A 24799-nucleotide genomic window follows, 5' to 3' on the forward strand; every position below is an offset into this window, starting at 1 on the left:
ATGATTACAAAAGATAATTTAAAATATGTTTTAGAAAACTTAGGCTTTAAAAATAAAAATGAAAATTATGTAAAAACAATCAATAATTGCACACTTTTAATAGATTATAAAAACCAAAGTATTAATTACCCAAAAGAAATAAAAATTCACGATAAAACTACTTCTAATTTTTCACACCCTGAAAATTTTGTAGTTTTTGAATGTGTGCATAGACTTTTAGAAAAAGGCTACAAGGCTCAACATTTAGAGTTAGAGCCAAAATGGAATCTTGGCAGGGATAAAAAAGGTGGTAAGGCTGATATTTTAGTAAAGGATAATGAAAACAATCCTTATTTAATTATAGAATGTAAAACCACAGATTTTAAAAATAGTGAATTTATAAAAGAATGGAATAGAATGCAAGAAGATGGTGGGCAGCTTTTTTCTTATTTTCAGCAAGAAAAAGGTGTAAAATATCTTTGTCTTTATACAAGTGATTTTAGCGATAAGTTAGAATATAAAAATTACATCATACAAGCTTACGATAACGAAGAATATCTAAAAGAAAAAGAATTACAAAATTCTTATAAAAAATCTAATAACAATATAGAACTTTTTAAAACTTGGAAAGAAAGTTATGAACTGCAATATTTCGAGCAAGGTATTTTTGAAGCAAATGTCAATGCTTATAAAATTTTAGAAATTACTCCAACTTTTGATAATCTTAAAGAACTTAAAGAAGAAGGCAAATATCACGAATTTGCAAAAATTTTACGTAAGCATAATATATCAGGCAAGGAAAATGCATTTGATAAACTTGTAAATATTTTTCTTTGTAAAATTTATGATGAAACTTTTAATAAAAACAATCTCAAATTTGGATATTTTGGTGTAATGGCAGATACTTATGCAAATATGCAAGATAGATTAATGTGGCTTTATAAAGAAGCTATGAAAGAATTCTTAGGAGAAAAAATTACCTTTGTATCTAATGAAGATATAGAAAAAGACTTTAAGCAATTAAAGATAAAAACTTTAAAAGAAGTAATGCAAAATTACATCAAAGAATTAAAATTTTATTCAAATAATGATTTTGCATTTTTAGAAGTGCATAATAAAGAATTATTCTTAAAAAATGCACTTGTATTAAAAGAAATAGTAGAGCTTTTTGCAAATTACAAGCTTACCCAAAACTCTACAAATCAATTTTTAGGCAATCTTTTTGAACTTTTTTTGCAAAAAGGTATGAAGCAAGATGAAGGGCAGTTTTTTACCCCTATTCAAATTTGTGAATTTATTATGTATTCTTTACCGCTTCAAGAAATGTTAAGCAAAAACTCTAAAGCTTTAAGGGTGATTGATTATGCTTGTGGTGCTGGACATTTTTTAAACACCTATGCCAATGAGCTTAAGCGTTATCTAACAAAAGATGAGCTTAAAGAGCATTATAAAAATATTTATGGTATTGAAAAAGAGTATCGCTTAAGTAAGGTTTCTAAGGTATCAAGTGCAATGTATGGGCAAAATGAAATCAATATTTTATACGCTGATGCACTTGCTTCTTTTGAATTAGCAAATACAAATAATTTAGAAGGAGAAAAAGCAAAACCACAAATAGAATCAAATAGTTTTGATTTGCTTATAGCAAATCCACCTTATTCTGTAAAAGGATTTTTAGAAACTTTAAGTGATAAATCTAAAAATACCTATAAACTTTTTAACGATGATATAAACATAGAAACAAATAATTCTATCGAATGCTTTTTTTGTGAGCGAGCAAATCAAATTTTAAATGATAATGCTAAAGCTGCTATTATCTTGCCAAGTTCTATTTTAAATAAAGATTCTATTTATAAAAATACAAGAGAAATATTGTTTCAAAATTTTGATTTTATTGCCATTGTAGAGCTAGGTAATCAAACATTTGGAGCAACAGGGACAAATACGATTATTTTATTTTTACGCAAAAAAGAAACTTTTAAACAAGAAAATCATCTTATTTCTCAAGATTATAGTTTGATTAAAGAACGCATAGAAGCTGAAAATTTAAAAGACAATGAAAACTTTTATCAAAATTATCTAAGTGCGTATTGTGATTTTAGAAAATTTGATAAAGAGCTTTATAGCAATTTTTTAAATGGAAACTTAGATTCTAATCTTGCAGAGCTAGAAGCCTTTAAAGATTATCGCAATGCATTTAGGCAAACAAGTGATTATAAAAAACTTAAAGAATCTAAAATTTATAAAGAAAGTAAAGATAAGCAAGATTTAGAAGATAAAGCCTTTTTAGCTTATGCTCAGGCAATAGAAAAGGATAAATTGCTTTATTTTTGTCTAAGTCTTAATCAAGAAGTTTTAATCATAAAATCCCCAAGTGATATAAAAGAACAAAAGAAATTTTTAGGTTATGAGTGGAGCAATAGAAAAGGTGATGAAGGTTTAAAAGAATTGCACGAACCTTATTTGAGCCCACTTTTTGAAAGAGGCAATCCGCAAAATGAAACTAAGCTTAATACTTTAATCTACAAATCTTTTTTAAATACGCTTGATGTTATCCCGCAAGAATTACAGACTTATGCTACAAAAGCAAGGCTTGTTGATATGATAGATTTTGAAAAAGTGGAATTTAATAAAGCTATAAGTTTAAATCCAAAAACTCAAAGAGAAGAAATAAAGTCTCAATACCCATTGGTTAAATTGAAAATTTGTGGAGATTTTTTCATGGGAGGAACACCATCAAGAAAAAATATAAATTATTGGAATGGGGATATTAAGTGGCTAACAATTAGCGATTACTCTAATCGTCAAGTTATTATGGATACTAAAGAAAAAATTACAAGAGAGGGTTTTAAGAATTCTAATGCAAAAATGATACAAAAAGGTGCTGTTGTTGTTTCAATTTATGCAACTATTGGTAGAGTTGGAATATTAGGCGAAGATATGACAACAAATCAAGCTATAGTAGCTATTATTCCAAATGAAGAATTTATAAATAAATATCTTATGTATGCTATTGATTATTTTAAATTTCAATTATATAACGAAGTTATTACAACTTCGCAACAAAATATAAATTTAGGAATCTTGCAAAATATGGTTATTCCAAAACCACCGCTTGAAATTCAAAAACAAATCGTAGCAGAGTGTGAAGAAGTAGAAGAGCAGTATAATACTTTAAGTTTGAGTATAAAAGAGTATCAAAACCTAATCAAGGCAATGCTTCAAAAATGCGGCATCATAGAGGACAATCAAGAATATGAACTAAATTCTATTTTAGATAAAATTAATAATTTGTGTAAAATAAATTTGGATAGTGAATTTTTATCATCATTTAATAAAACAATTAAAGAATATGCTTTATCAAATCCAATTTTTAAACTAAGTATTGGAAAAAGAGTTTTAAATAATGAGCTGCTTGAAAATGGACAAATTCCTGTTTATAGTGCAAATGTATTGGAAGTATTTGGATTTGTTAATAAAGAAATTTTGCAAGATTATGATAATGATTCTGTTTTGTGGGGTATAGATGGAGATTGGATGGTGGGATTTATGCCAAAAAATAAAAAGTTTTATCCAACTGATCATTGTGGGGTATTAAGGGTTGATGATACAAAAATAAATGCTAAATACATAAGTTTTATTTTAAATGAAGCTGGTAAAAAACAAGGATTTTCAAGAAAACTTAGAGCTTCAATAGATAGAATAAAAGCATTAAGGGTTAAACTTCCTTCTTTAGAATTTCAAGATCAAATAGCAGATATAACTGACAAGATTGAGAAAAAAATCAATGAATATAAAATAGAACTTGATAGATTAGAAAAAGAAAAAGAAAAAATCTTGCAAAAATATTTATTTTCTTAAAGCATTTTTCGCTAAACTTTGTAAATTTTATAAGGTTTAGCTATGAAAAACATTATGATATTAAGCGGAGCGGGTTTGTCTGCTCCAAGCGGGCTTAAAACTTTTAGAGACAATGACGGGCTTTGGGAAGAATACGATGTGATGGAGGTTTGCTCTGCAACAGGTTTTAGAAAAAATCCTAAAAAAGTACTTGATTTTTACGATGCAAGAAGGGCGCAACTTCAAAATGTAAAGCCAAATCATGCTCATGAAAAAATCGCACAATTAAAAGAAAAATGGGGTAAAAATCTTTTTGTTATCACGCAAAATGTAGATGATTTGCTAGAGCGTGCAGGGTGTAAAGATGTAGTACATTTGCATGGCTTTTTGCCCGAACTTCGCTGCTTAAAATGCGAAGAAATTTTTAATATAGGTTATGAAAAAATCACAGATAAACAATGCCCAAAATGCAAAAGTAAGGATTTAAGACACAATATAGTCATGTTTGAAGAGCAAGCTCCTGCTTATGCTACGCTTTATTCTTTGCTAAATCAAACTTCGCTTTTTATCAGCATAGGCACAAGTGGGGCGGTTTTGCCTGTAGGGTGTTATGCTTCAATGTGCGAAAAAAGTATTTTAAATATCTACGAAAAAGATGCGAATTTAGAGCGGTATTTTGATAAAATCTATATAGAAGATATTATAAGCACTATTGATAAAATCGCACTTGATATAGAAAATTTTATGAAAGATGGTAATGTTTGATTCTTTTTTAAGTGGAGTTTTTTTGGGCTTTGGAGTGAGTGTTCCTTTTGGACCTGTAAATATTTTGATTTTAACTTATGCACTAAAAGCTTTTAAAAATTCCATAGTTGTAGGACTTGGAGCATTTAGTATAGATATGCTTTATCTTTTTTTGCTTCAATTTGGGCTTTTAAATTTCTTAGACAATGTTATTTTTATGCGTTCTTTGGCGATTTTTGGTTTTTGTTTTTTAACTTATATGGCGTACTTGATGCTAAGAAAAAAGAAAGAAAGCTTAAATTTAGAGCATAAAGAATTTAAAGAAAGTCTTTTGAAAAGTTATATTAAAGGAGCTTTTTTAAATGGTTCAAATCCTTTTGTGATAGGATTTTGGCTTAGTGCTGCAAGCGTGGTTTTAAGTAGTGATCATGCTTATTTGATGACTTTAGGGCTTGTTGTGGCTATACTTTTTTGGGTAAGTGCTTTAGCCTTTGTGGTGGCAAGATATAGTCATGTTTTTAGTGCAAAAGTTGTTTTTATAATCAATATAATTTCAGCTATAATTATAGAGTATTTTGCTCTTAATTTATTATATAAAACTTTCTTAGGATAAAAAATGAATGCAAAAGAATTTTTAATCGAACTTTTAAAATTTAAATCTGTTACGCCAAATGATGATGGAGCTTTAAATTTCATCGCTATGGAACTGAGTGATTTTGAAGCTTTTTTTATAGAAAAAGAAGGCATTAAAAACCTTTTACTCACTAAAAAATTTAAAGATGAGGGTGAGCATTTAGCTTTTGGTGGGCATGTAGACGTGGTGCCTGCAGGCGAGGGTTGGAGTAGCGATGCTTTCGTGCCTATGGAAAAAGAAGGCTTTATCTATGCAAGAGGTGCTCAAGATATGAAAAGCGGAGTAGCAGCCTTTGTAGATGCGGCAAAGAATGCGGATTTTAAAGGAGCAAGACTGAGTCTTATTTTAACAAGTGATGAAGAAGGCGAAGCTATATATGGAACTAAGGCTGTTTTAGAATGGATGCAAGAAAGAGATATGCTACCTGATTATGCCGTGGTTGCCGAGCCAACCTGTGTTAAAAAAATCGGCGATAGTATCAAAATAGGGCGTCGTGGTTCTATCAATGGAAAACTTTTAATCCGCGGAAAACAAGGGCATGTTGCTTATCCTGAAAAATGTATCAATCCTGTGCATGATTTTGCACCGGTTTTAAAGCTTTTAGCGGGTTTTGATCTTGATCCTGGAAGTGCTGAATTTAGTCCTTCAAAAATCGTTATTACCGATATTCGCGGAGGTATGGGGGTGTGTAATGTTACGCCAAATGATTTAAAACTTATGTTTAATGTTCGCAATTCCCCTGATACAAGTTTAGAAGATGTAAAAAGTTATGTAGAAAAAATTTGTCATGGTTTAAACTATGAGTTAGAGCTAAAACAATCAAGCGAAGCTTTTTTGACAAATATCGATAATAAAATCGTTCAAAAAATGAATGAAAGCGTTCAAAAAATCACTCATGAAGTGCCAGAGCTTAATACCAAAGGCGGTACAAGTGATGCAAGGTATTTTGCAAAATACGGTGTAAAGGTAGTGGAATTTGGAGTTTGTAATGATAGAATTCACGCTATTGATGAAAGAGTAAGTATAGAAGAATTTGAAAAACTTTGCCTTGTTTTTAAAGACTTGATAGAAAATTTTTAAAGGTTTAAAATGATTATCAATGGAGAAAAATTTGAGCTTAAAGAGCTTAGATTTATGGATTTTATTAAAGAAAAAGGTTTTAAAATCGAACTTATCGCTTTAGAATTAAATGGAGAGATTATACCAAAAAGCGAATTTGAAAATTTGATTTTAAAAGAAAACGATAAAGCTGAAATCGTAAGTTTTGTAGGAGGCGGTTGATGAGAGTGAAATTTAATGGTAAAGAACTTGATACAGACTTTAAAACAAGTTTGGAATTTTTTGAAAATATCAGCAAAAATGAAAATGATGTATGGATTATCAATGGTTTTGCAACAAAAGAGAATATCGCTTTAAACGAAGATGATGAGCTTTTTTGCATAGAAAGAAATACTTTACCTCCAAAAGATGCACTAGATGCTATGATGAGAGCAAGACACACTCCAAAGCTTCACGATAAACTTAAAAATGGGCGCGTGGCAGTTTGTGGTTTAGGTGGGCTTGGCTCACATATAGCGATAAATTTGGCAAGAAGTGGAGTGGGGTATTTAAAGCTGATTGATTTTGATGTGATTGAACCTAGTAATTTGAATCGTCAAGCTTACCGTGTAAGTGATTTGGGTAAATTTAAAACCGAAGCTTTAAAAGAGCAAATTAGCGAGATTAACCCTTATATTAGCGTTGAAATTTGCACTTTAAAAATCGATGAGGATAATTTAAAGTCTTTGTTTAAAGATATAGATATAGTTTGTGAAGCCTTTGATAGTGCTATCGCAAAAGCGATGATGGCGCAAAATTTTCATAGATTTTACAAAGATAGTATTTTAATCTGTGCTTCAGGGCTTGCGGGCTATGGTGATAGCAACAGCATACAAACAAGAAAAATTGCTAAAAATTTCTATGTATGTGGGGATTTGGTAAATGGTGCTAAGCTAGGAAATGGACTTATGGCACCAAGGGTAAATATTTGCGCAGGACATCAAAGCAATCTTGTTTTAGAGCTTTTAGCAAATAAGGAGTAAAAATGCAAGAAAATTTAAAAAATGATAAATTAAAAATAGGTAAATACGAGTTTGATTCAAGATTTATTTTAGGTTCTGGAAAATATTCGCTAGAGCTTATAAAATCAGCCATAGAAGAAGCTAAAGCACAGATTATCACTCTAGCCTTACGCCGTGCAAATACAGGGGAAATTGCTAATATACTTGATTATATCCCTAAAAATATCACACTTTTACCCAACACTTCAGGTGCAAGAAACGCCGATGAAGCCTTACGTATTGCAAGGCTTTCAAGAGAGCTTGGTTGTGGAGAACTTATCAAGATAGAAGTGATAAGCGATAGTAGGTATTTGCTGCCTGATAATTATGAAACGATTAAAGCTTGCGAGCTTTTAGCTAAAGAGGGCTTTACGCCTTTACCTTACATGCATGCTGATCTTTACGCAGCTAGAGCTATGCGTGATGCAGGAGCTGCGGCTATCATGCCTTTGGCAGCACCTATTGGGAGCAATAAAGGCTTATGTGCTAAGGAATTTATACAAATTTTGCTTAATGAAATTGATTTGCCTATCATTGTAGATGCGGGTATTGGAAGTCCTGCGCAAGCTTGTGAAGCTATGCAAATGGGAGTAAGTGCGGTGATGGTAAATACAGCTATAGCTGAAGCTAAAGATATAGCCTTGATGGCTAGAGCTTTTTCTTTGGCGGTAAATGCAGGAAGAGCGGCTTTTTTAGCAGGTTTAGCAAGTGTGAGCGAGGCTAAAGCAAGTTCTCCATTAACAGGCTTTTTAAGGGATTAATCATGCAAGATTATATGCAGTATTTACCTCATATGCAGGAAATAAAAAGCGAAATTTTAAACAAGGTTTTAACTCAAGTTCAAAGCTATGATGAGAGTCAATTTAGCGCCAAAGATGTTAAAAATGCTTTAAATCAAACACATTTAAACATAGAGCATTTAAAAGCCTTGCTTTCAAGTGCGGCAGAAGATTTCATAGAAGAATTAGCCTTTAAATCCGCTAAAGTCAAGCAAAAATATTTTGGAAATTCTATCTCTCTTTTTACCCCACTTTATTTGTCAAATTATTGTAATTCTAAATGTGTTTATTGTGGTTTTCAAAAAGGTAATAAAATCGCAAGAGCTAAGCTAAGTGAAGCTGAAATTCATGAAGAAATGCAAGCTATTGCTAAAAGTGGTTTAGAGGAAATTTTAATGCTAACAGGTGAGGGTAGGGAGTTTGCAAGTGTAGAATATATAGCAAATGCTTGCAAGATTGCTAGAGAGTATTTTAAGGTTGTAGGCGTTGAAATTTATCCTATGAATGAAGAAGAATATAAAATTTTGCATGAAAAGGGTTGTGATTATGTGACTGTTTTTCAAGAAACTTACAATCCTTTAAAATATTCTAAAATTCATTTAGGTGGTGAAAAACGCATTTTTCCTTATCGCTTTAATGCTCAAGAAAGAGCTTTAAAAGCAGGTATGCGTGGAGTGGCTTTTGCGGCACTTTTAGGTATAGATGATTTTAGAAAAGATGCCCTTGCTACGGCACTTCATGCGCATTTTTTACAACAAGCTTATCCGCATGCTGAAATTTCTATTTCAGTACCACGTTTAAGACCTATTATCAATAATGCTAAAATCCATCCTAAAGATGTGAGTGAAAAACGCCTTTTGCAAGTACTTTGTGCTTATAGACTCTTTTTGCCTTTTGCGGGTATTACCATTTCAAGTCGTGAAAGAATAGGTTTTAGAGATGAGGTTATCAAGCTTGGCGCTACTAAAATGAGTGCAGGAGTGAGTGTGGGTATAGGTGAGCATAAGGGCGAGAAAAAGGGCGATGAGCAGTTTGAAATTTCAGATGATAGGAGTGTAGATGAAATTTTAGCTATGCTTAAAAGATCAAATTTACAAGCTGTGATGAGTGATAGCATTTATGTGGGATAAAAAAATCATCGCTATAAGCGATAGAAAATGTGTAGAAATAGACTTCTTAAAGCAGATTGAAAAACTTGCTAAGGCTAAGGTAGATGCTATAGTTTTAAGAGAAAAAGATTTAAGCGAGTTTGAGTATTATGATTTAGCAAAAGAAGTTTTAAGCATTTGCACAAAGCAAAAAGTGACTTGTTTTTTGCATTCTTTTGATAAGGTTTGTTTAAAATTAGGGCATCGTTATTTTCACGCACCGCTTTCTTTGCTAAGAAAAGAGCCTAAATTAATAAAATATTTTCATATACTTGGTACTTCAGTCCATAGCAAAGAAGAGCTTTTAGAGGCGATGAGTTATAAGGTAAATTATGCTTTTGTAGGGCATATTTTTGAAAGTTCTTGTAAGGCGGGTTTAGAACCTAAAGGGCTTGATTTTTTAAAATCTCTGCTTGAATTTAGTCAAATTCCACTTTATGCTATAGGCGGTATCAATGCTCAAAATATAGAAAATTTTAAAGATATGAATATAGCAGGTATTTGTATGCGTGAAATTTTAATGAAAGAAAAAGACTTAAAAACATATATCCAAGTTTGCAAAGAAAGATTATCTTATGAGTAGTATTCAAAAAAAGATTTTTTGGCTTAATTTTTTCATCGTTGTGATTGTAGCTTTTAATCTGCGTGCTCCTATTACCGCTATAGGGCCTATAATAGATGTGATTAAAGATGCGTATGGGTTAAATTCTACTTTTGCAGGAGTGCTTACAAGTTTACCTTTGATAGCCTTTGGAAGTATTTCTTTTATAGTGGGATATTTTTCACCTATTAGGGCTATTATCGTGGGGATTTTTTTGATCTTTATTGGCGAAATTTTGCGTTCTTATACAGGGATATATGGCTTATTTTTGGGTATGTTAGGCATAGGTTGTGGTATAGCAATCGCTAATGTTTTATTGCCTAGTTTTATTAAAGAAAAATTTCCTAAAAAAATAGCAAGTATGATGGGGGTTTATAGTCTTATTTTAAGTATTTCTTCTATAGCAGGGGTAGCTTTAGCTATACCTTTACTTAGCGTGTTTGATTTAGCAGGTGCTATGTTTTTTTGGGCGATTTTTTCTTTTGTAGCTTTGGTGGTTTATTATCCTCAAGCTAAAAATGGTAGATTTTTTCGTGCTAAGAAAAAAAGTTCTAAAAAAATCAATCTTTTTACAAATGCAACCACTTGGAAGATTACCCTTTTTATGGGATTTCAAAGTTTTTTAGCTTATTCTTTGTTTTTTTGGTATGTTCAAATCGTTGTAGAAAAAGGTTTTGATAAAGAATTTGCTACAAATATGGTTCTTTTTGCTCAACTTGTTGCAGCTCCAGTGTCCCTTTTTGGCCCATTGCTTTTAGGAAAATTAAGGCAAAATTTACATACTCCTTATATAGCAAGTTTGTGTAGTATGTATGTAATTGCTTTTGCCATGCTTTTTGTTTTTGATAGTAAAACTTCTATTATCATTAGTGCTTTTATCATGGGCTTTCCATGGGGTGGGGTTTTTGGTATTGCACTACTTTTTATCGCTCAAAAAAGTTCAAATACTCAAGTAGCAGCAAAGCTTTCTGCTTTAGCTCAAGGTTTTGGATATTTAATCGCAGCACAAGGGCAGTGGATTATAGGTTTTTTACACGATAAATTTGAGAATTTTTCACTTGCTATTTTGATGTTGATTTTTGTAGGGGTTTTGGTAAATATCTTTGGATATTTATCTTATAAAAGCCAAGTTATCAGATAGTGCTTTTTCTAGTAAAATATCCCCACCATTTTTTTGTGCTATATTTTGCAATCTTGTAGAAATATCTTCTAAGTTAAGTTTTAACATTGCTTTTAAAAAATCATCAAGATTGATCGAGTCTTGCGTGAAAATTTGACATAAAGCTTGATCTTGTAAAAATTTAGCATTAAAGTATTGATGATTTTTAGCTGCATAAGGATAAGGTATGAAAATAGCAGGCAAGGTGTTAGCGCAAAGTTCAAAAAGGGTGCTTGCACCTGCTCTTGATATAGCTAGATCCGCATTTTTCATTTTTTCTTCCAAATTTGAACTAAAGTCAAAAACATCAGCTTGGATATTTAAGCTTTGGTAGTGTTTTTTGCATTTTTCAAAATCATTTTTTCCGCATTGATGAATGATTTTAATATTTTGGTTTTGAAGCTTTGGGGCGAGATTTAAAGCTAGTTCGTTTATAAAGCTAGCTCCTTGTGATCCTCCTAGGAAAATAATATTTTTTAATTCTGTGCGAGTCCTAGCATTATCAAAAAATTTATTTGCCACAGGATAAGGACTAAATTCTTTTTCAAAGGCGCTAAAAAATTTTGTAGCGAAAGGTTTTAAAAGCATATTCAAAGAGCCGCTTTTTGAATTTTGTTCGTGTATAAAAAGAGGCAAATGTGAGAATAAAGCTGCAAAAGATGCAGGAGCTGCACTATATCCACCTACACTAAAAACGGCTTGGATGTGGTATTTTTTAAAAATTTCTCTACAATCTTTGGAGAGTTTTAAGGTGTGGAGTAAAGAACTGATTTTGCCAAATTTGCTTTGATTAACCACTCCTTTAGAGCTTAAAAAAAATTTTTCCTTAAAGCGTATTTCATTTTCAAACCAAGCTTTATCTTGACCATTTTGACTGCCTATGTATACACATTCTATATTTTTTTTAATTGCGCTTTCTAATAAGCAACGCACTATGGCTAAATGCCCTCCAGTTCCGCCACCTGTTAAAGCTATTGTCATAATTTAACCTTTTTTGAAATCATTAATACATATCCTATGCCTATGCAAATTGCCCACATTGAACTTCCTCCATAGCTTAAAAGTGGAACCGCTACACCTTTTAGTGGAGTAAGAGAAATAATACCAAAAGCATTCATAAAGAAAGAAAAAAGTAAAAGTAAGGCTATGCCTGAACAAAAAATAAAATCTTGTTTAGCTTCGCATCTTCCTGCAATTCTAAAAATTCTTAAAATCATCCAAAGATAAATATAGCAAATAACTCCAAGACCTAAGAGTCCTATTTCTTCAGTAATTCCTGAAAGAACAAAGTCAGTATGCACTTCACTTAAAAAGCCTAATTTAAAAGTTCCAAGTCCTAGGCCTTCACCAAACATTCCTCCATGGGCTATAGCATTTAAAGAGTGCGAAATCTGATAAGGCTCGCTGTTGCTACTTACTCTTAAAGCATTTGCTAGCCAATCAGGAAGCATAGGTAAAAAAGCATCTTGTATATTCCCCCACCAAGAAGCGATTCTTTGAATTCTTCTTTGGTTGCTAAAAATTACCATTATACCTATCATCATAATGATTAAAGTTCCAAAAGCAAAAAGCCTTTTACTAGCTCCTGCAAAAAAAGCTAAAGCTAGAATCAAAAAGAAAGAAATTACGCTTTGTCCTAAATCGTTTTGAGTGATATAAATATATCCTATAACTATAGAAGCTAAGATACAATAAGGCAGAAGAATTAAAGCCTCGTGTCTGATAGCTTTTTTACTATCATCAATACGCCTTGTATAGCTCCATGCTAAAAAATAAATCAATCCTATTTTAAAAAATTCCACAGGAGAGATAGAGAGTGGGCCTAAGCGTATCCAGCGTTTAGCTCCTCCGCTAGCTGTTGCTAATGCAGAAGGTAAAAATGGCAAAATGATGATAAAGATAAAAGAAATAATCAAAATAGCTAAAATAATTTTTTTAGAAAGTGCTTTATCAGGATCCAATCGAGAAATAAAAAACATTATAAGTATGCCACTAATTCCAAAAAATAGCTGACGAATAAAAAAATGAAACTCACTATAGTCAAGAAAAAGAACAGTAAAAGCTGTAAGAGAGTATGAAAATACTATTCCTATGGTGATTAAAATACAACTTAAATAAAATAATCTTTTATCAGCAACCATTATAATTATAACTTTTCTTTATTGGAATTAAAATTTTAAAAAGTTTTATTATAACTAAAATAAATTAAATTTTTTGCTAAGTTTTTGTAAGGAAAATTTGCTAAAATTAACAATAAAAATATAACAAAAAAGGCAAATTATGAATCAAATCCATAAAATTCTCATAGCAAATAGAGCTGAAATAGCTGTTAGAGTAATCCGTGCTTGTAGAGATTTACATATTAAAAGTGTTGCAGTTTTTACAGAGCCTGATCGTGAATGTTTGCATGTAAAAATCGCAGATGAGGCTTATCGCATAGGAACGGATGCTATAAGAGGATATTTAGATGTTACTCGCATTGTTGAGATTGCTAAGGCTTGTGGTGCTGATGCGATCCATCCTGGTTATGGATTTTTAAGTGAGAATTACGAATTTGCTAAGGCTTGTGAAGATGCTGGAATTATTTTTATAGGTCCAAAATCTGAAGTAATCCATAAGATGGGAAATAAAAATATCGCTCGTAAGTTAATGGCTAAAAATGGCATACCTATTGTTCCAGGGACTGAAAAATTAAATTCCTATAGCATGGAAGAAATTAAAATTTTTGCTGAGAAGATTGGTTATCCTGTTATTTTAAAAGCTTCAGGTGGTGGAGGTGGACGTGGAATTCGCGTTGTTCATAAAGAACAAGATCTTGAAAATGCTTTTGAATCTTGCAAAAGAGAAGCTTTAACATACTTTAATAATGATGAAGTATTTATGGAAAAATATGTAGTTAATCCCAGACATATAGAATTTCAAATTTTAGGAGATAACTATGGAAATATTATCCATCTTTGTGAAAGGGATTGTTCTATCCAAAGAAGACATCAAAAGGTAATTGAGATAGCACCTTGCCCTGGAATTTCAGATAATCTTAGAAAAACCATGGGTGTTACAGCTGTGGCAGCTGCTAAGGCCGTAGGTTATACAAATGCTGGAACTATAGAGTTTTTACTTGATGATTATAATCGCTTTTATTTTATGGAAATGAATACAAGAATTCAAGTTGAACATCCAATTACTGAAGAAATTACAGGTATTGATCTTATTGTAAGACAAATTCGCATTGCAGCAGGAGAAATTTTGGACTTAGAACAAAGCGATATTAAACCTAGGGGTTTTGCTATTGAAGCTAGAATTACTGCTGAAAATGTATGGAAAAATTTTATTCCAAGTCCTGGAAAAATAGGAGAATACTACCCAGCTCTTGGACCATCTGTTAGGGTTGATAGTCATATTTATAAAGACTATACTGTACCGCCTTATTATGATTCCATGCTTGCAAAGCTTATTATTAAAGCAACAAGTTATGATTTAGCGGTTAATAAACTTGAGCGTGCTTTGAAGGAATTTGTGATTGATGATATTAGAACAACGATACCATTTTTAATCGCTATTACAAAAACAAGAGAATTTAGAAGAGGGTATTTAGACACCTCTTTCATAGAAACACATATGCAAGAATTATTAGAAAAAACAGAAGATCGTCATCAAGAAAATAAAGAAGAAGTTATAGCTGCAATAGCTGCTACGCTTAAAAAAATACGAGAAAGCAGAGAATAATAGATGGATTTTTTAGACAGTCTTAAAAGTATTAAAAAAGAAATGCAAGCTAACACCAATACTCCAAAATTAGCAAAGAAATCAAGTAAGAGTAGCGCAAGCGTAAAAAATTTAGAAAAACTAGCTAAAGATATTCGCGAAAAAAATCAAGAAACAAATATAGATAAGGAAATGCAAGAAATTTTCTTAAAGCAAGAAAAACTACAGGATGAATTTTCCGAATTTATCAAAAATGCAGATATTAAGAAAATTTAATGCTTGAGATTGGTTTTTGTACTCTTGAAGATCAGTGTCCTTACTTAAAAGATAAACGCTCAAGAATAGAGTATAAATACATTGAAAATTGCCCTAAAGAAATCAATAATGAGCTAATAAAACGAGGTTGGCGTCGTTTTGGTAGGTATTTTTCACGCCCTATTTGTAAAGATTGTGATGAATGTTTAAGTCTTAGAATTTTAGTTAATGAATATAATTTTTCAAGAAGTGAAAGAAGGGTTATAAATAAAAATATTAACACCAAAGTTATACTTAGAACACCCAATTTAAGCAATGAACATTTGTTTTTATATGATAAATACCATCGTTTTATGGAAGAAAAAAAGAACTGGAAGCGTTATGATTTAAGCTTTAAACAGTATTATAATCTTTATGTCGATGGTTTTATGAATTTTGGATATGAGCTTGCATTTTATATAGAAGATAAGCTCGTTTGTGTTGATTTGATTGATATTTTAGAGGATGGAATTTCAAGCATTTATTGTTTTTATGATCCTGATTTTTCGTATTTTTCTTTGGGTAAATTTTCTTTGCTCAATGAAATACAAATAGCTAAAAAAATGAACTTAGATTATATTTATCTCGGGTATTTTGTAAAAAAGTGTCAATCTTTATCTTATAAAGCCGATTATACACCCAATGAAATTTTAAAAGGCACTAAAGAGCTTTTTGAAAATGAGGTTTTATGGGAGAAATAGATGCAAATCGTGCAAACTTTAGAAACTATCAATGTTAATACAGATGATATTAGCGTATTTCAGTATTTTAAAGACTTGATTACCAAAAATTTCACAAAGGTCATAGGACGAAAAAATAAAATTTTTTCTTTTTTTGAAGAAAATGAAATTCCACAGCGTCGTTATTTCTTAAAAGTTTTAGATCAAAAATATCGCAAAAGTACAAACGAAGGTATAGAGAATTTACAAGATGCTCATTTTAAAACTTTTAGATTAAATTTTGAGCAAAATAATATGCTTAAGCCTATGTTGTTTATCAAGATTGATTTTGCTGCGGGTAGAATTTTGATGAAGTTAAGTTCTAATGAAAAATTATTCGTTACTTATATAAGAAATTATTTTCAAGATCATAATATAGAATACAATAAAATGACAAATATTCTAATTTTAGAATATAAAAACGAGAATACCCTTGAACTTTTTGAAGCTTTTGCAGATGAGAGCGAGCATTTAAAATATTGCGTGAATTTTGAAGTTGACCGCGAAGAGTATAAAAAATTTCGCCAAAATATTCACAATAAAGAAAATATGAAATGGAAATTTAATGCTTTAGCTAAGCTTTTTAGTAATTATTTTAATACTTTAGAATGCACTCCGCAAAATGATCTTAGTGAAATCAGACAAAAATATTTGATTTTGGTAAAACTTTATCATCCTGATTTTCATCAAGGAAAAAGTGCAATAGAAAAAGCTTACGCAAGAGAACAGTTTGAAAAAATACAAATCGCCTATGATAACTTAAAAGCACTTTATAAGAATAATACTTAAAAAAATTAAATTAATCATTTTGGTTAATTTAATTTTTCTCTCTCATAAATTTTTCTTAATTTACTATCTAGTTTAAAACAAAATTTAAAAAGTGCAGGTACTACGAGTAAGGTAAGCAAAGTCGAACTTATAAGCCCAAAGATAATGGCTATTGCCATAGGAGAATTGGCTTCATAGCCCGCACCCCTTGAAAGAGCGAGTGGGAGCATGGCAAAAATCATAGCAAAAGTTGTCATCAATATAGCCCTTAAGCGTGATTTTCCAGCGATTAAAAGAGCTTTATCGGGATCTAAACCTTCATGGCATTTTTTATTGGTCACATCCACAAGTAAAATAGCATTTTTCCCCACCATGCCAAAAAGTAAGATGATGGCAATAAGTACAAAAAGCGAAAAATTATGCCCTGTGATAAAAAGCCCTATACAAGCTCCGCCAAAGGCTAAAGGCATGGTTATCATGATGATTAAAGGCAGAATAAAACTTTCATAAAGTGCGGCTAAAACAAGATAAATTAAAACAAAAGCAAGTACTACTGCCATAGCAAAACCTTGCACGGTTTCACCTAAAAGATTGATAAAGCCTGAAAAAGCATAGCTAAGATTTGCATTGTTATTTAAAATTTTATCCATATTATCTAGTAAAAGTTTTTGCACCGCTCCTAAGGAAAGATCATTTACTCCAGCTGTGATTTTCACAGAGCGGTTTTTATTGTAACGATTGATAGTTTTTAAATCTTTGCTGTATATAAAATCCACCACGCTTGAAAGTTCTAAATTTACACCTTGGTTGTTTTTAATACTAATGCGTTTTAAAGCTTCTATGTCTTTTTTAAATTCTGGAGCAAAACTTAGGATAATATCATCTTTTGAATTGCCTCTATCCATACTTCCTACGCTAAGTTGTGAGAAAGAATACCCTAAAACCCCAGCGATATATTCAGGATTGACATCTAAAAGTTTAGCTTTTTCTTTGTTGATGCGTAAGGCTACTTCATCTTTTGTAGCATTGGCATTATCGCTTATATCTACAATGCGTGCATTAGTGCCTAAAATTTCTTTTGCTCGAGAAGCTGCTTCTTTTAGAGTGTTTAAATCATCTCCTAAGATTAAAAACTGCACGGGATCATCAATGCCTGCACCCTCTATCTTTGGAAGTTCTAAAATTTTGATTTTTAAACTTTCATCTTGAAATTTTTGACGATATAAACTTACTATAGTGCTTTGTCTTAAATTTCTTTCGTCTAAATTTTTAAGTTTAACATAAATTTTAGCCTTTGTAGCATCTTTGGCATCATCATAGCCTACAAGTAAAAAAGCGTATTTGACATTGCTATCATTTTTGATTTTTTCAAGCAAATTTAAACTTTTTTCTTTCATGGCTTCTAAACTTAAATCTTTTTTACTTTCAAGTAAAACTTGAATTTCGCTATCATCTTCCATAGGTAAAAAATCAAGCCCTATGCGAGTAGCTAAAGCAAAAGAAAGCCCTACAAAAACAAGAGTGGCTAGGATAAATTTTGCTTTATTTTGTAAAATTTTATAGAGTAAATTTTCATACTTTTGCTCTATTTTTTCAAAAAAAGCTTCTGTTTTTTCATAAAACTTGCTTTCTTTTGGATTTAAAAATCTTGCTCCAATACTAGGTATTAAAAATACAGAAACCAAAAAGCTTATCACTATCCCACTTGCAACGCTTATGCCTAAGGCATTAAAAAAAAGCCCTGGTATAGAGTTCATATAAGAAATAGGGATAAAAACACAAAGTAAAACTATACTGATGCTTAAAACGCTAAAACCTATTTCATTGATACCTAAAAAAGCAGCTTGTAAAGGCGGATAAGTTTTTAGTTTTTTAGCAATATTTTCAATCACTACTATAGCATCATCGATAAAAATTCCTATGCTTAAGGTTAAAGCTATGAAAGTTAAGCGGTTTAAATCATAACCTAAAAGATCGATAATAAAAAAAGTTGAAATGATAGAAGTAGGTATAGCTATGCAAGCAATGAGAGTTGCACTTAAATTTCTTAAAAATAAAAACACGATAACAAGGGTTAGAAAAATCCCCAAAACCATATCAAAAATCACTTGAGAAAGGTGCTTTTGGATATTTAAGCTTTTATCATAAAGCACATTGATACTTATATCTTTTGGAATTTGTTTTTCTAAAATAGGCAAGGCATTTTTGACATTTTTAATCATTTCAAGGGTATTATAATTTGTGATTTTTCCGAGTTCTAAAAGCACCCCTTCTTTACCTTCGTATAAAGCACTTTGTTTTTCATCTTCATAAAGGCTTGAAATATTAGCAATATCGCTTAAAAATACTCCTGTTTTTATGCGAAGATTGCTAAGTTCTTCTAAATTTGTGGCTTCAAAATAGCCTTTGATGATATAGTTATCTTGATTGTTATTAAGTTCGCCTAGGGCTTGTTTAAAATTTTGACTTTTGATGATATTTGCTACATCAAGGGCGTTAAGATTGTATTTTCTAAGTTCGTTTGGTTTTAATTCTATGCGAATTTGGGGTTCTAAAAACCCCTTGGCTTCGATTTTACCTACTCCTTCAACTCTTTGCAAAAAAGGTTTTATTTTATCATTGACTTCACGCATGAGTTGTAATTTATCTTTAGAATATAAAAAAAGTGAAATAGCAGAACCAGAATCTGAACTGATTTTTTCAATTTCAGGCTTAGAAGGTAGGCTTAAAGTTCCTATTTTATCACGCACATCATTAGCAGCTACTTCAAGATTTTTACCCAGTTTAAACTCCGCTACACTCACACTAAAATTATCATACGCAGCTGAGGTTATGGTTTTTACTCCATCAATTTCACTTAAAGCATTTTCTATCTCTTTGGTGACTTTTGATTCTACGAAATTTAAGTCCCCATTAACCTTGCTTGTAATCTTTATAAGAGGTATGGAAACATTAGGAAATAAATTTACACTCATGCTAAAAGCAGAGATTAGCCCAAAAATCATAAGAGCTAAGAAAAACATTAGCACAGTAATTGGTCGGTTTATAGCTAGTTTAAACATTTTTAATCTTTAGTGATGATTCTACCTTCGCCAAAAAGCCCTGGTGTTAAATTTGTAGTTTGCACTTCAGCATAAATTTTTCTTGTTTTTACTTCTATACTTGGATAGATAAGGCTGATTTTTCCTTTAAATTCTGTACCATTTTGATCGATTTTATAAAAGAAATCATCGCCTAATTTAACCTTATCTTTGTATTTTTCATCAAAACTTAAAATCAGTTTGCTTTGCGGATAGGAAAAAATTTCTATTAAAGGTTGAGCTACTCCTCCTACTCCTTCGCCCACTTGTATAAATTTGTTTGCGATAATAGCATCATAAGGTGCACGCAATTCTTTTTTTGCCATGATATTTTTATAATAAGCTATATTGATTTTTGCTTTGATTAAATTTAAATTAGCTGCATCAAATTTAGCTTTCATATCTTCATAGCTTTGTTTGTCTATAACATTTTCTACAGCTTTGATTTTTTGCATTCTGCTTTTGGTATTTTCGTATTCTACAAGGGCAAGTTGATAAGAATTTTGAGCATTTTGAAGAGCTATTTTTTCACTTTCTTGATCAAGAGCAAGTAAAAGTTCTCCTTTGCTGACTTTTTGTCCAATTTCTACAGGAATTTTTTGAACTAAACCTATACTTTCAAGGGCAAGTTTGCTTTGTTTTGATGCTTCTACATTGAAACTTGCGTAAATTTCTTCGCCAAAGGCGTAATTAAAAGCAAGAAGTAAAAATAGAATTTTTTTCATTCTTTAACCTTTGAATTAAGATCTATACCCGCATTAAAATAATAATTTGCTTTAGTAATTTCAAATTCATTTTTGGCAAGCTCTAAATCGCTTTGTGCTTTAAATTTAGCCTCTAAAGCTTGAAGATATTCCACATAAGAAACAAGTCCTGCTTGGTATTTTTTATCTACGCTTTCAAAAGCCAAATTTGCAGCATTTAAGCTAAGATTAAGAGCTAAAATTTGTTTTTGTAAAACTTTTAAACTTTTGTCTAAATAATTTAATTCTTCTTTATTTTTTCTCTCACTAAATCTTGCATTTGCATTGGCTATTTGAACATTTAAACGCTCTTTTTCAACTTCTTTAGCCCTTGCATTGAAATCAAAAATTTTCCATTCCATACCTAAAATAAACTGATTACCTTGAGAATATTTTTCTAAGAATTGATCCGCTAAATTTGCAAAAGGAGCTGGAACTTTTGGATTATAATTGTTTTTATAAAAGTTAAAATTATCTTGAATATAAAATTTTGGAAAATATTCAGCTTTTGCTAAATTTACACTTTCTTTAGCAAGATTGATTTGCTCTTTAGCTATCATTACTTCATAGTTTTGACTTTTTTCTTGTTGTGGATTTTCTAAAAAAGCATTCCCTTGCACTTTAAAATCTGTATCGCTTAAAATTTTAATCTCTTTTTGTATATTGGCAAGTTTTAATTCATTTTGACTGAGCTCTAATAAGCTTAAATGGTATTTAGCTTCAATACTTTCAAGTTCATCTTTAGGGCTAAGTCCTGCATCGTAAAATTTTTGCAATCTTTCAAAAGTTGATTTTAAAAAAGCTATTTTTTGTTGATTGGCTAGTAAAATTTTTTCAAGACTTAAGGTATTAAAATAAAGTGTGATTGCATTTAGGGCAAGGTAATTTTTATTTTGTTCTTTGTCTAAAAGGCTTAATTTTTCTCTGCTTTCTAAAGCTCTTAAATTGGCCTCTCTAGCACCCCCATCAAAAAGCAAAAAATTAAGAGAAACTTTAGTAAATAAACTTTCTTGTGGATCGATAATGAAGCGATCTTTGTTATTGGCTACATAAGCTGAGTTTAGACTAAGAGAGGGTAGGTAATTTCTAAAAGCTTGTTCTTTGTCCAAATTTGCTTGTTCGCTTTGCATTTGCTTAATAAGATAGGATTCGTTATTTTGACTTAGTGCTATAAATTCGTGCAAATTAGAAGCTAACATTGCTAAGGGATAAAGAGCTAAAAACATAGCTGATTTTAAATATTTTTCAAACATTTGATATTTTAATATGCTTTATATAAATTTCAATTGAAGTTTTTTATATAAAATAAAATTTATTTGTTTTAAACATAAATTTTGTTAAAATCTTAGCTTTAAAATTTTATATTTAGGATGAAATTTTGTCGGTAAAAAATATTAGAAATTTTTCTATTATAGCTCATATAGATCATGGAAAATCTACTCTTGCAGATAGGATTATTAGCGAGTGTGGTGCTATTAGCGATAGGCAGATGAGTTCGCAAGTTATGGATACTATGGATATAGAAAAAGAGCGTGGTATCACCATAAAAGCACAATCAGTGCGTTTAAATTATAAATTTAATAATGAAAATTTTGTTTTAAATCTTATTGATACTCCTGGCCATGTGGATTTTTCTTATGAAGTGAGTCGTTCTTTGGCAAGTTGTGAAGGGGCTTTGCTTGTAGTAGATGCTTCTCAAGGTGTTGAAGCACAGACTATAGCTAATGTTTATATAGCGCTTGAAAATAATCTTGAAATCATTCCCGTGATTAATAAAATCGATTTACCTAATGCTGATGTTGAAAAAGTCAAGCATGAAATCGAGCATATTATAGGTATAGATTGCAAAGATGCCATTTGCGTGAGTGCAAAAACAGGAGTGGGTATAAAAGAGCTTATAGAAACAATTATCACTAAAATCCCTGCACCAAAAACAGATGATGAAGCTCCTACTAAGGCTTTAATTTATGATTCTTGGTTTGATAATTATTTGGGTGCGTTGGCTTTGGTTAGGATTTATGAAGGAAGGATAGCTAAAAACGATGAAGTTTTAGTCATGAGTACAGATAAAAAACATATAGTTCAAGATCTTTTTTATCCCCACCCTTTAAGTCCAATTAAAACTCAATCTTTACAATCGGGTGAAGTAGGCGTGGTGGTTTTAGGGCTTAAAACCGTAGGTGATGTACAAGTAGGCGATACTATTACTTTAGTAAAAAATAAAGCTAAAGAAGCTATAGGGGGTTTTGAAAAGGCTAAAGCTTTTGTGTTCGCAGGACTTTATCCTATAGAAACGGATAAATTTGAAGATTTAAGAGATGCTTTGGATAAGCTAAAGCTTAACGATAGTTCTATTACTTATGAGCCTGAAACTTCTTTGGCTTTAGGCTTTGGCTTTAGGGTAGGGTTTTTAGGACTTTTACATATGGAAGTGATCAAAGAAAGGCTTGAGAGAGAATTTAATCTTGATTTGATTGCTACAGCTCCAACTGTAACTTATGAAATTTGTCAAACCGATGGAGAGCTTGTTAAAATTCAAAATCCTAGCGAACTTCCTCCTGTTAATAAAATCGATCATATAAAAGAGCCTTATGTTAAAGCCACTATCATTACTCCAAGTGAATTTTTAGGGAATTTAATCACTCTTTTAAATCGCAAAAGAGGAGTGCAGGTTAAAATGGACTATATTACACCTGAGCGTGTTTTGCTAGAATATGATGTGCCTTTAAATGAGATTGTGATGGATTTTTATGATAAATTAAAGTCCTTAACAAAAGGCTATGCGAGTTTTGATTATGAACCTATAGAATTTAGAGTAGGAGACTTGGTAAAACTTGATATTAAGGTAGCAGGTGAAAATGTTGATGCCTTAAGCATTATCGTGCCCAATGAAAAAGCATTAAGCAAAGGAAGAGAGCTTGTTAGTGCTATGAAAGAAATAGTTCCTAGGCAGCTTTTTGAAGTGGCTATTCAAGCAAGTATTGGAAATAAAATCATCGCAAGGGAAACTGTTAAATCTATGGGTAAAAATGTGACAGCAAAATGTTATGGTGGGGATATTACTAGAAAAAGAAAGCTTTTAGAAAAGCAAAAAGAAGGTAAAAAAAGAATGAAAGCTATAGGTAAGGTAAATTTACCTCAAGAGGCTTTTTTGAGTGTTTTAAAGATAGATTGATGATAAATTTAAAACTTGGCTTGAAATTTGCTTGTATTTTTAATACAATTTTAAAATAATTTTCTAAGGAGAAAAAATGTTTAAAAAATTTTTGATTTTTATAGTGCCTATTTTATTTTTGAGTGCTTGTGCAACTAAACAAGATACTTTTACTCAAGTTAATCAAATTTCTAAAAATTCTCAATGCAGTTCTTGTGAAAGTCCTGATGGCTTTGAAGCAAAGATTAAAGGGCTTTTATACATTAGCGATGTTGGAATTCAATGTTGTGCCAATAAACGCACTTTAGACACTGGTATTGCTTTAAAAAAGGTTTATTTGCATAGATTTTATGATTTAAAAGAAGGGCAAAAAGTTTTAAATGCTAAAGGGAAAAAGTTATTTGTTGATGTGAATTTTAATGCGGTATTTTATACTTATTTAAAACAAGAACTTGAAGCTAGAGGAATAGTTGTGCTTGACAATAACGATCAAAATTCACCTTATGTGAGTAAGATTGATTTAGAATTTATATCTTATGGAGCAACTCAAGATACTACAGGATTACATTCAAAACTAGTAGGAGTTTTACAAGTTAGCGATATAAACAAAAATAAGAAATTTACAATCCGCACCAAGCAAGACGTACAAGGTTTCGATGATCTAAAAGAAACAACTTTTTATACTCATTTGTTAATAAAACAAATGGCAAATAAAGCAGCTAGTTTAATCTCTGAACTTTGAGGTGTATAAATTGCGGAGCTTTTGCTCTGCTCTGCTTTTGTGATTTATGTGAGCTAGAGCTTTCTGAATTTTCCTTAAATGTAAGAAAGCTTGATAATAATTTCAAAGTCTATTCTTTTTATAAATACCATGAAATACAACACTTGCTTCACTCTAAACATTATTTTTATGGTTATTTTGTTTATAAAATGCTTGCTAAATTAAGTTTTGCAAAATTTAAAGATTTTTTTGATCCTAGAATGATAATCAATGTTATAGCCTTAGATGATAAGGTTGAAGATATGCTTTATTCACATTCTGCTATTTTAGCTAGATATCTTAAAACAAAATTTGTAAAACCTGTTTTTAATGTTTTAAAAGCACAAAATCATATTAAATATTCTGGAAAAAGTTTAGAATTTCGTCAAAAACATAAAAGAAATTATAAACTCTTAAAAACCATTCAAGAACCTGTAATTTTGGTAGATGATATTGTAACGACTGGTTCTAGCCTTTTGGAAGCTAAAAAAGTTTTAGAAGAAAATAAAATTTCTGTACTTTTTGCTCTTGTTTTAGCTGATGCAAAAGTTTAATATGCTATAATCAAAACTTTGAACTAATAGAAGGATTTT

Annotated in this window: 22 protein-coding genes; 17 read left to right on the top strand and 5 right to left on the bottom strand. The window is 30.9% G+C overall.

The genetic code is table 11. From position 1 onward, the window contains the following. Genes ELQ07_RS01245 through ELQ07_RS01290 form a run of 10 tightly spaced genes read left to right on the top strand, consistent with a single transcriptional unit; the run spans window position 1 to window position 10965 of the window. On the top strand, window positions 1-3840 hold the full coding sequence (locus ELQ07_RS01245) for a restriction endonuclease subunit S (RefSeq protein ID WP_134224632.1): 3840 nt from the start codon (window positions 1-3) through the stop codon (window positions 3838-3840). A 42-nt stretch (window positions 3841-3882) separates the two neighbouring features. Next, complete coding sequence (locus ELQ07_RS01250) at window positions 3883-4584, top strand: NAD-dependent deacetylase (protein ID WP_134224633.1); 702 nt, start codon at window positions 3883-3885, stop codon at window positions 4582-4584. Next, window positions 4577-5176, top strand: a complete 600-nt coding sequence (locus ELQ07_RS01255; protein WP_052785365.1) for a LysE family translocator — start codon at window positions 4577-4579, stop codon at window positions 5174-5176. Before ELQ07_RS01250 ends, ELQ07_RS01255 begins: the two co-directional genes overlap by 8 nt. Window positions 5177-5179: 3 nt before the next feature. Further along, entirely contained in the window at window positions 5180-6277 is a 1098-nt protein-coding gene (gene dapE, locus ELQ07_RS01260) for a succinyl-diaminopimelate desuccinylase (RefSeq protein WP_002877725.1), read from the top strand. Window positions 6278-6286: 9 nt separating this feature from the next. Beyond that, the gene (gene thiS / locus ELQ07_RS01265; RefSeq protein ID WP_134224634.1) at window positions 6287-6478 is read left to right on the top strand and encodes a sulfur carrier protein ThiS; all 192 of its coding nucleotides are present in this window, start codon (window positions 6287-6289) and stop codon (window positions 6476-6478) included. Next, entirely contained in the window at window positions 6475-7278 is an 804-nt protein-coding gene (gene thiF / locus ELQ07_RS01270) for a thiamine biosynthesis protein ThiF (RefSeq protein ID WP_079862149.1), read from the top strand. Before thiS ends, thiF begins: the two co-directional genes overlap by 4 nt. 2 nt (window positions 7279-7280) lie before the next feature. After that, a complete protein-coding gene (locus tag ELQ07_RS01275) occupies window positions 7281-8057 on the top strand; it encodes a thiazole synthase (protein WP_057100806.1) in 777 nt (258 codons plus the stop codon). A gap of 2 nt (window positions 8058-8059) precedes the next feature. After that, the gene (thiH, locus tag ELQ07_RS01280; RefSeq protein ID WP_070300990.1) at window positions 8060-9205 is read left to right on the top strand and encodes a 2-iminoacetate synthase ThiH; all 1146 of its coding nucleotides are present in this window, start codon (window positions 8060-8062) and stop codon (window positions 9203-9205) included. Further along, window positions 9195-9806 (top strand): thiamine phosphate synthase, encoded by a 612-nt coding sequence (locus tag ELQ07_RS01285; RefSeq protein ID WP_070317098.1) that lies wholly within the window; start codon window positions 9195-9197, stop codon window positions 9804-9806. The genes thiH and ELQ07_RS01285 overlap by 11 nt, the downstream gene beginning before the upstream one ends. Next, a complete protein-coding gene (locus ELQ07_RS01290) occupies window positions 9799-10965 on the top strand; it encodes a CynX/NimT family MFS transporter (RefSeq protein WP_070317099.1) in 1167 nt (388 codons plus the stop codon). The genes ELQ07_RS01285 and ELQ07_RS01290 overlap by 8 nt, the downstream gene beginning before the upstream one ends. Here the strand turns inward: ELQ07_RS01290 and murG are convergent. Beyond that, on the bottom strand, window positions 10936-11964 hold the full coding sequence (gene murG, locus ELQ07_RS01295; protein WP_070317100.1) for an undecaprenyldiphospho-muramoylpentapeptide beta-N-acetylglucosaminyltransferase: 1029 nt from the start codon (window positions 11962-11964) through the stop codon (window positions 10936-10938). The two genes, ELQ07_RS01290 and murG, sit on opposite strands and share 30 nt — an antisense overlap. Further along, the gene (ftsW, locus tag ELQ07_RS01300; protein ID WP_002853553.1) at window positions 11961-13124 is read right to left on the bottom strand and encodes a putative lipid II flippase FtsW; all 1164 of its coding nucleotides are present in this window, start codon (window positions 13122-13124) and stop codon (window positions 11961-11963) included. Before ftsW ends, murG begins: the two co-directional genes overlap by 4 nt. Window positions 13125-13263: 139 nt before the next feature. Here ftsW and ELQ07_RS01305 point away from each other — a divergent pair, with 139 nt between their 5' ends. Genes ELQ07_RS01305 through ELQ07_RS01320 form a run of 4 tightly spaced genes read left to right on the top strand, consistent with a single transcriptional unit; the run spans window position 13264 to window position 16490 of the window. Beyond that, window positions 13264-14709, top strand: coding sequence for an acetyl-CoA carboxylase subunit A (locus ELQ07_RS01305; protein ID WP_070317101.1), 1446 nt, complete (start codon window positions 13264-13266; stop codon window positions 14707-14709). A 3-nt stretch (window positions 14710-14712) separates the two neighbouring features. Then, window positions 14713-14964, top strand: a complete 252-nt coding sequence (locus ELQ07_RS01310; protein WP_070317102.1) for a hypothetical protein — start codon at window positions 14713-14715, stop codon at window positions 14962-14964. After that, window positions 14964-15683, top strand: a complete 720-nt coding sequence (locus tag ELQ07_RS01315) for an arginyltransferase (protein WP_002880745.1) — start codon at window positions 14964-14966, stop codon at window positions 15681-15683. The genes ELQ07_RS01310 and ELQ07_RS01315 overlap by 1 nt, the downstream gene beginning before the upstream one ends. Next, complete coding sequence (locus ELQ07_RS01320; RefSeq protein ID WP_070317103.1) at window positions 15684-16490, top strand: adenylosuccinate lyase; 807 nt, start codon at window positions 15684-15686, stop codon at window positions 16488-16490. Between the two features lie 23 nt (window positions 16491-16513). On the opposite strand, the gene cmeF is transcribed toward ELQ07_RS01320, so the two are convergent. From cmeF to cmeD, 3 genes are read right to left on the bottom strand one after another with little or no spacing between them, the layout of a single operon-like run. Next, window positions 16514-19531 (bottom strand): multidrug efflux RND transporter permease subunit CmeF, encoded by a 3018-nt coding sequence (cmeF, locus tag ELQ07_RS01325; protein WP_096702667.1) that lies wholly within the window; start codon window positions 19529-19531, stop codon window positions 16514-16516. Window positions 19532-19533: 2 nt separating this feature from the next. Then, window positions 19534-20274, bottom strand: coding sequence for a multidrug efflux RND transporter periplasmic adaptor subunit CmeE (gene cmeE / locus ELQ07_RS01330; protein ID WP_070317105.1), 741 nt, complete (start codon window positions 20272-20274; stop codon window positions 19534-19536). Then, window positions 20271-21545: a multidrug efflux RND transporter outer membrane subunit CmeD gene (gene cmeD / locus ELQ07_RS01335; RefSeq protein ID WP_070317106.1), complete on the bottom strand. Its 1275-nt coding sequence runs from the start codon at window positions 21543-21545 to the stop codon at window positions 20271-20273. Before cmeD ends, cmeE begins: the two co-directional genes overlap by 4 nt. A 125-nt stretch (window positions 21546-21670) precedes the next feature. Here cmeD and lepA point away from each other — a divergent pair, with 125 nt between their 5' ends. From lepA to ELQ07_RS01350, 3 genes are all read left to right on the top strand, one after another. Next, window positions 21671-23467, top strand: coding sequence for a translation elongation factor 4 (gene lepA / locus ELQ07_RS01340; protein ID WP_070317107.1), 1797 nt, complete (start codon window positions 21671-21673; stop codon window positions 23465-23467). Between the two features lie 76 nt (window positions 23468-23543). Then, window positions 23544-24188, top strand: a complete 645-nt coding sequence (mapA, locus tag ELQ07_RS01345; RefSeq protein ID WP_088303533.1) for an outer membrane lipoprotein MapA — start codon at window positions 23544-23546, stop codon at window positions 24186-24188. After that, window positions 24185-24760: a ComF family protein gene (locus ELQ07_RS01350; RefSeq protein WP_070317109.1), complete on the top strand. Its 576-nt coding sequence runs from the start codon at window positions 24185-24187 to the stop codon at window positions 24758-24760. The genes mapA and ELQ07_RS01350 overlap by 4 nt, the downstream gene beginning before the upstream one ends. Window positions 24761-24799 lie beyond the last annotated feature (39 nt).

This window comes from Campylobacter sp. US55 (assembly GCF_004378955.1).
Lineage (GTDB): Bacteria > Campylobacterota > Campylobacteria > Campylobacterales > Campylobacteraceae > Campylobacter_D > Campylobacter_D jejuni.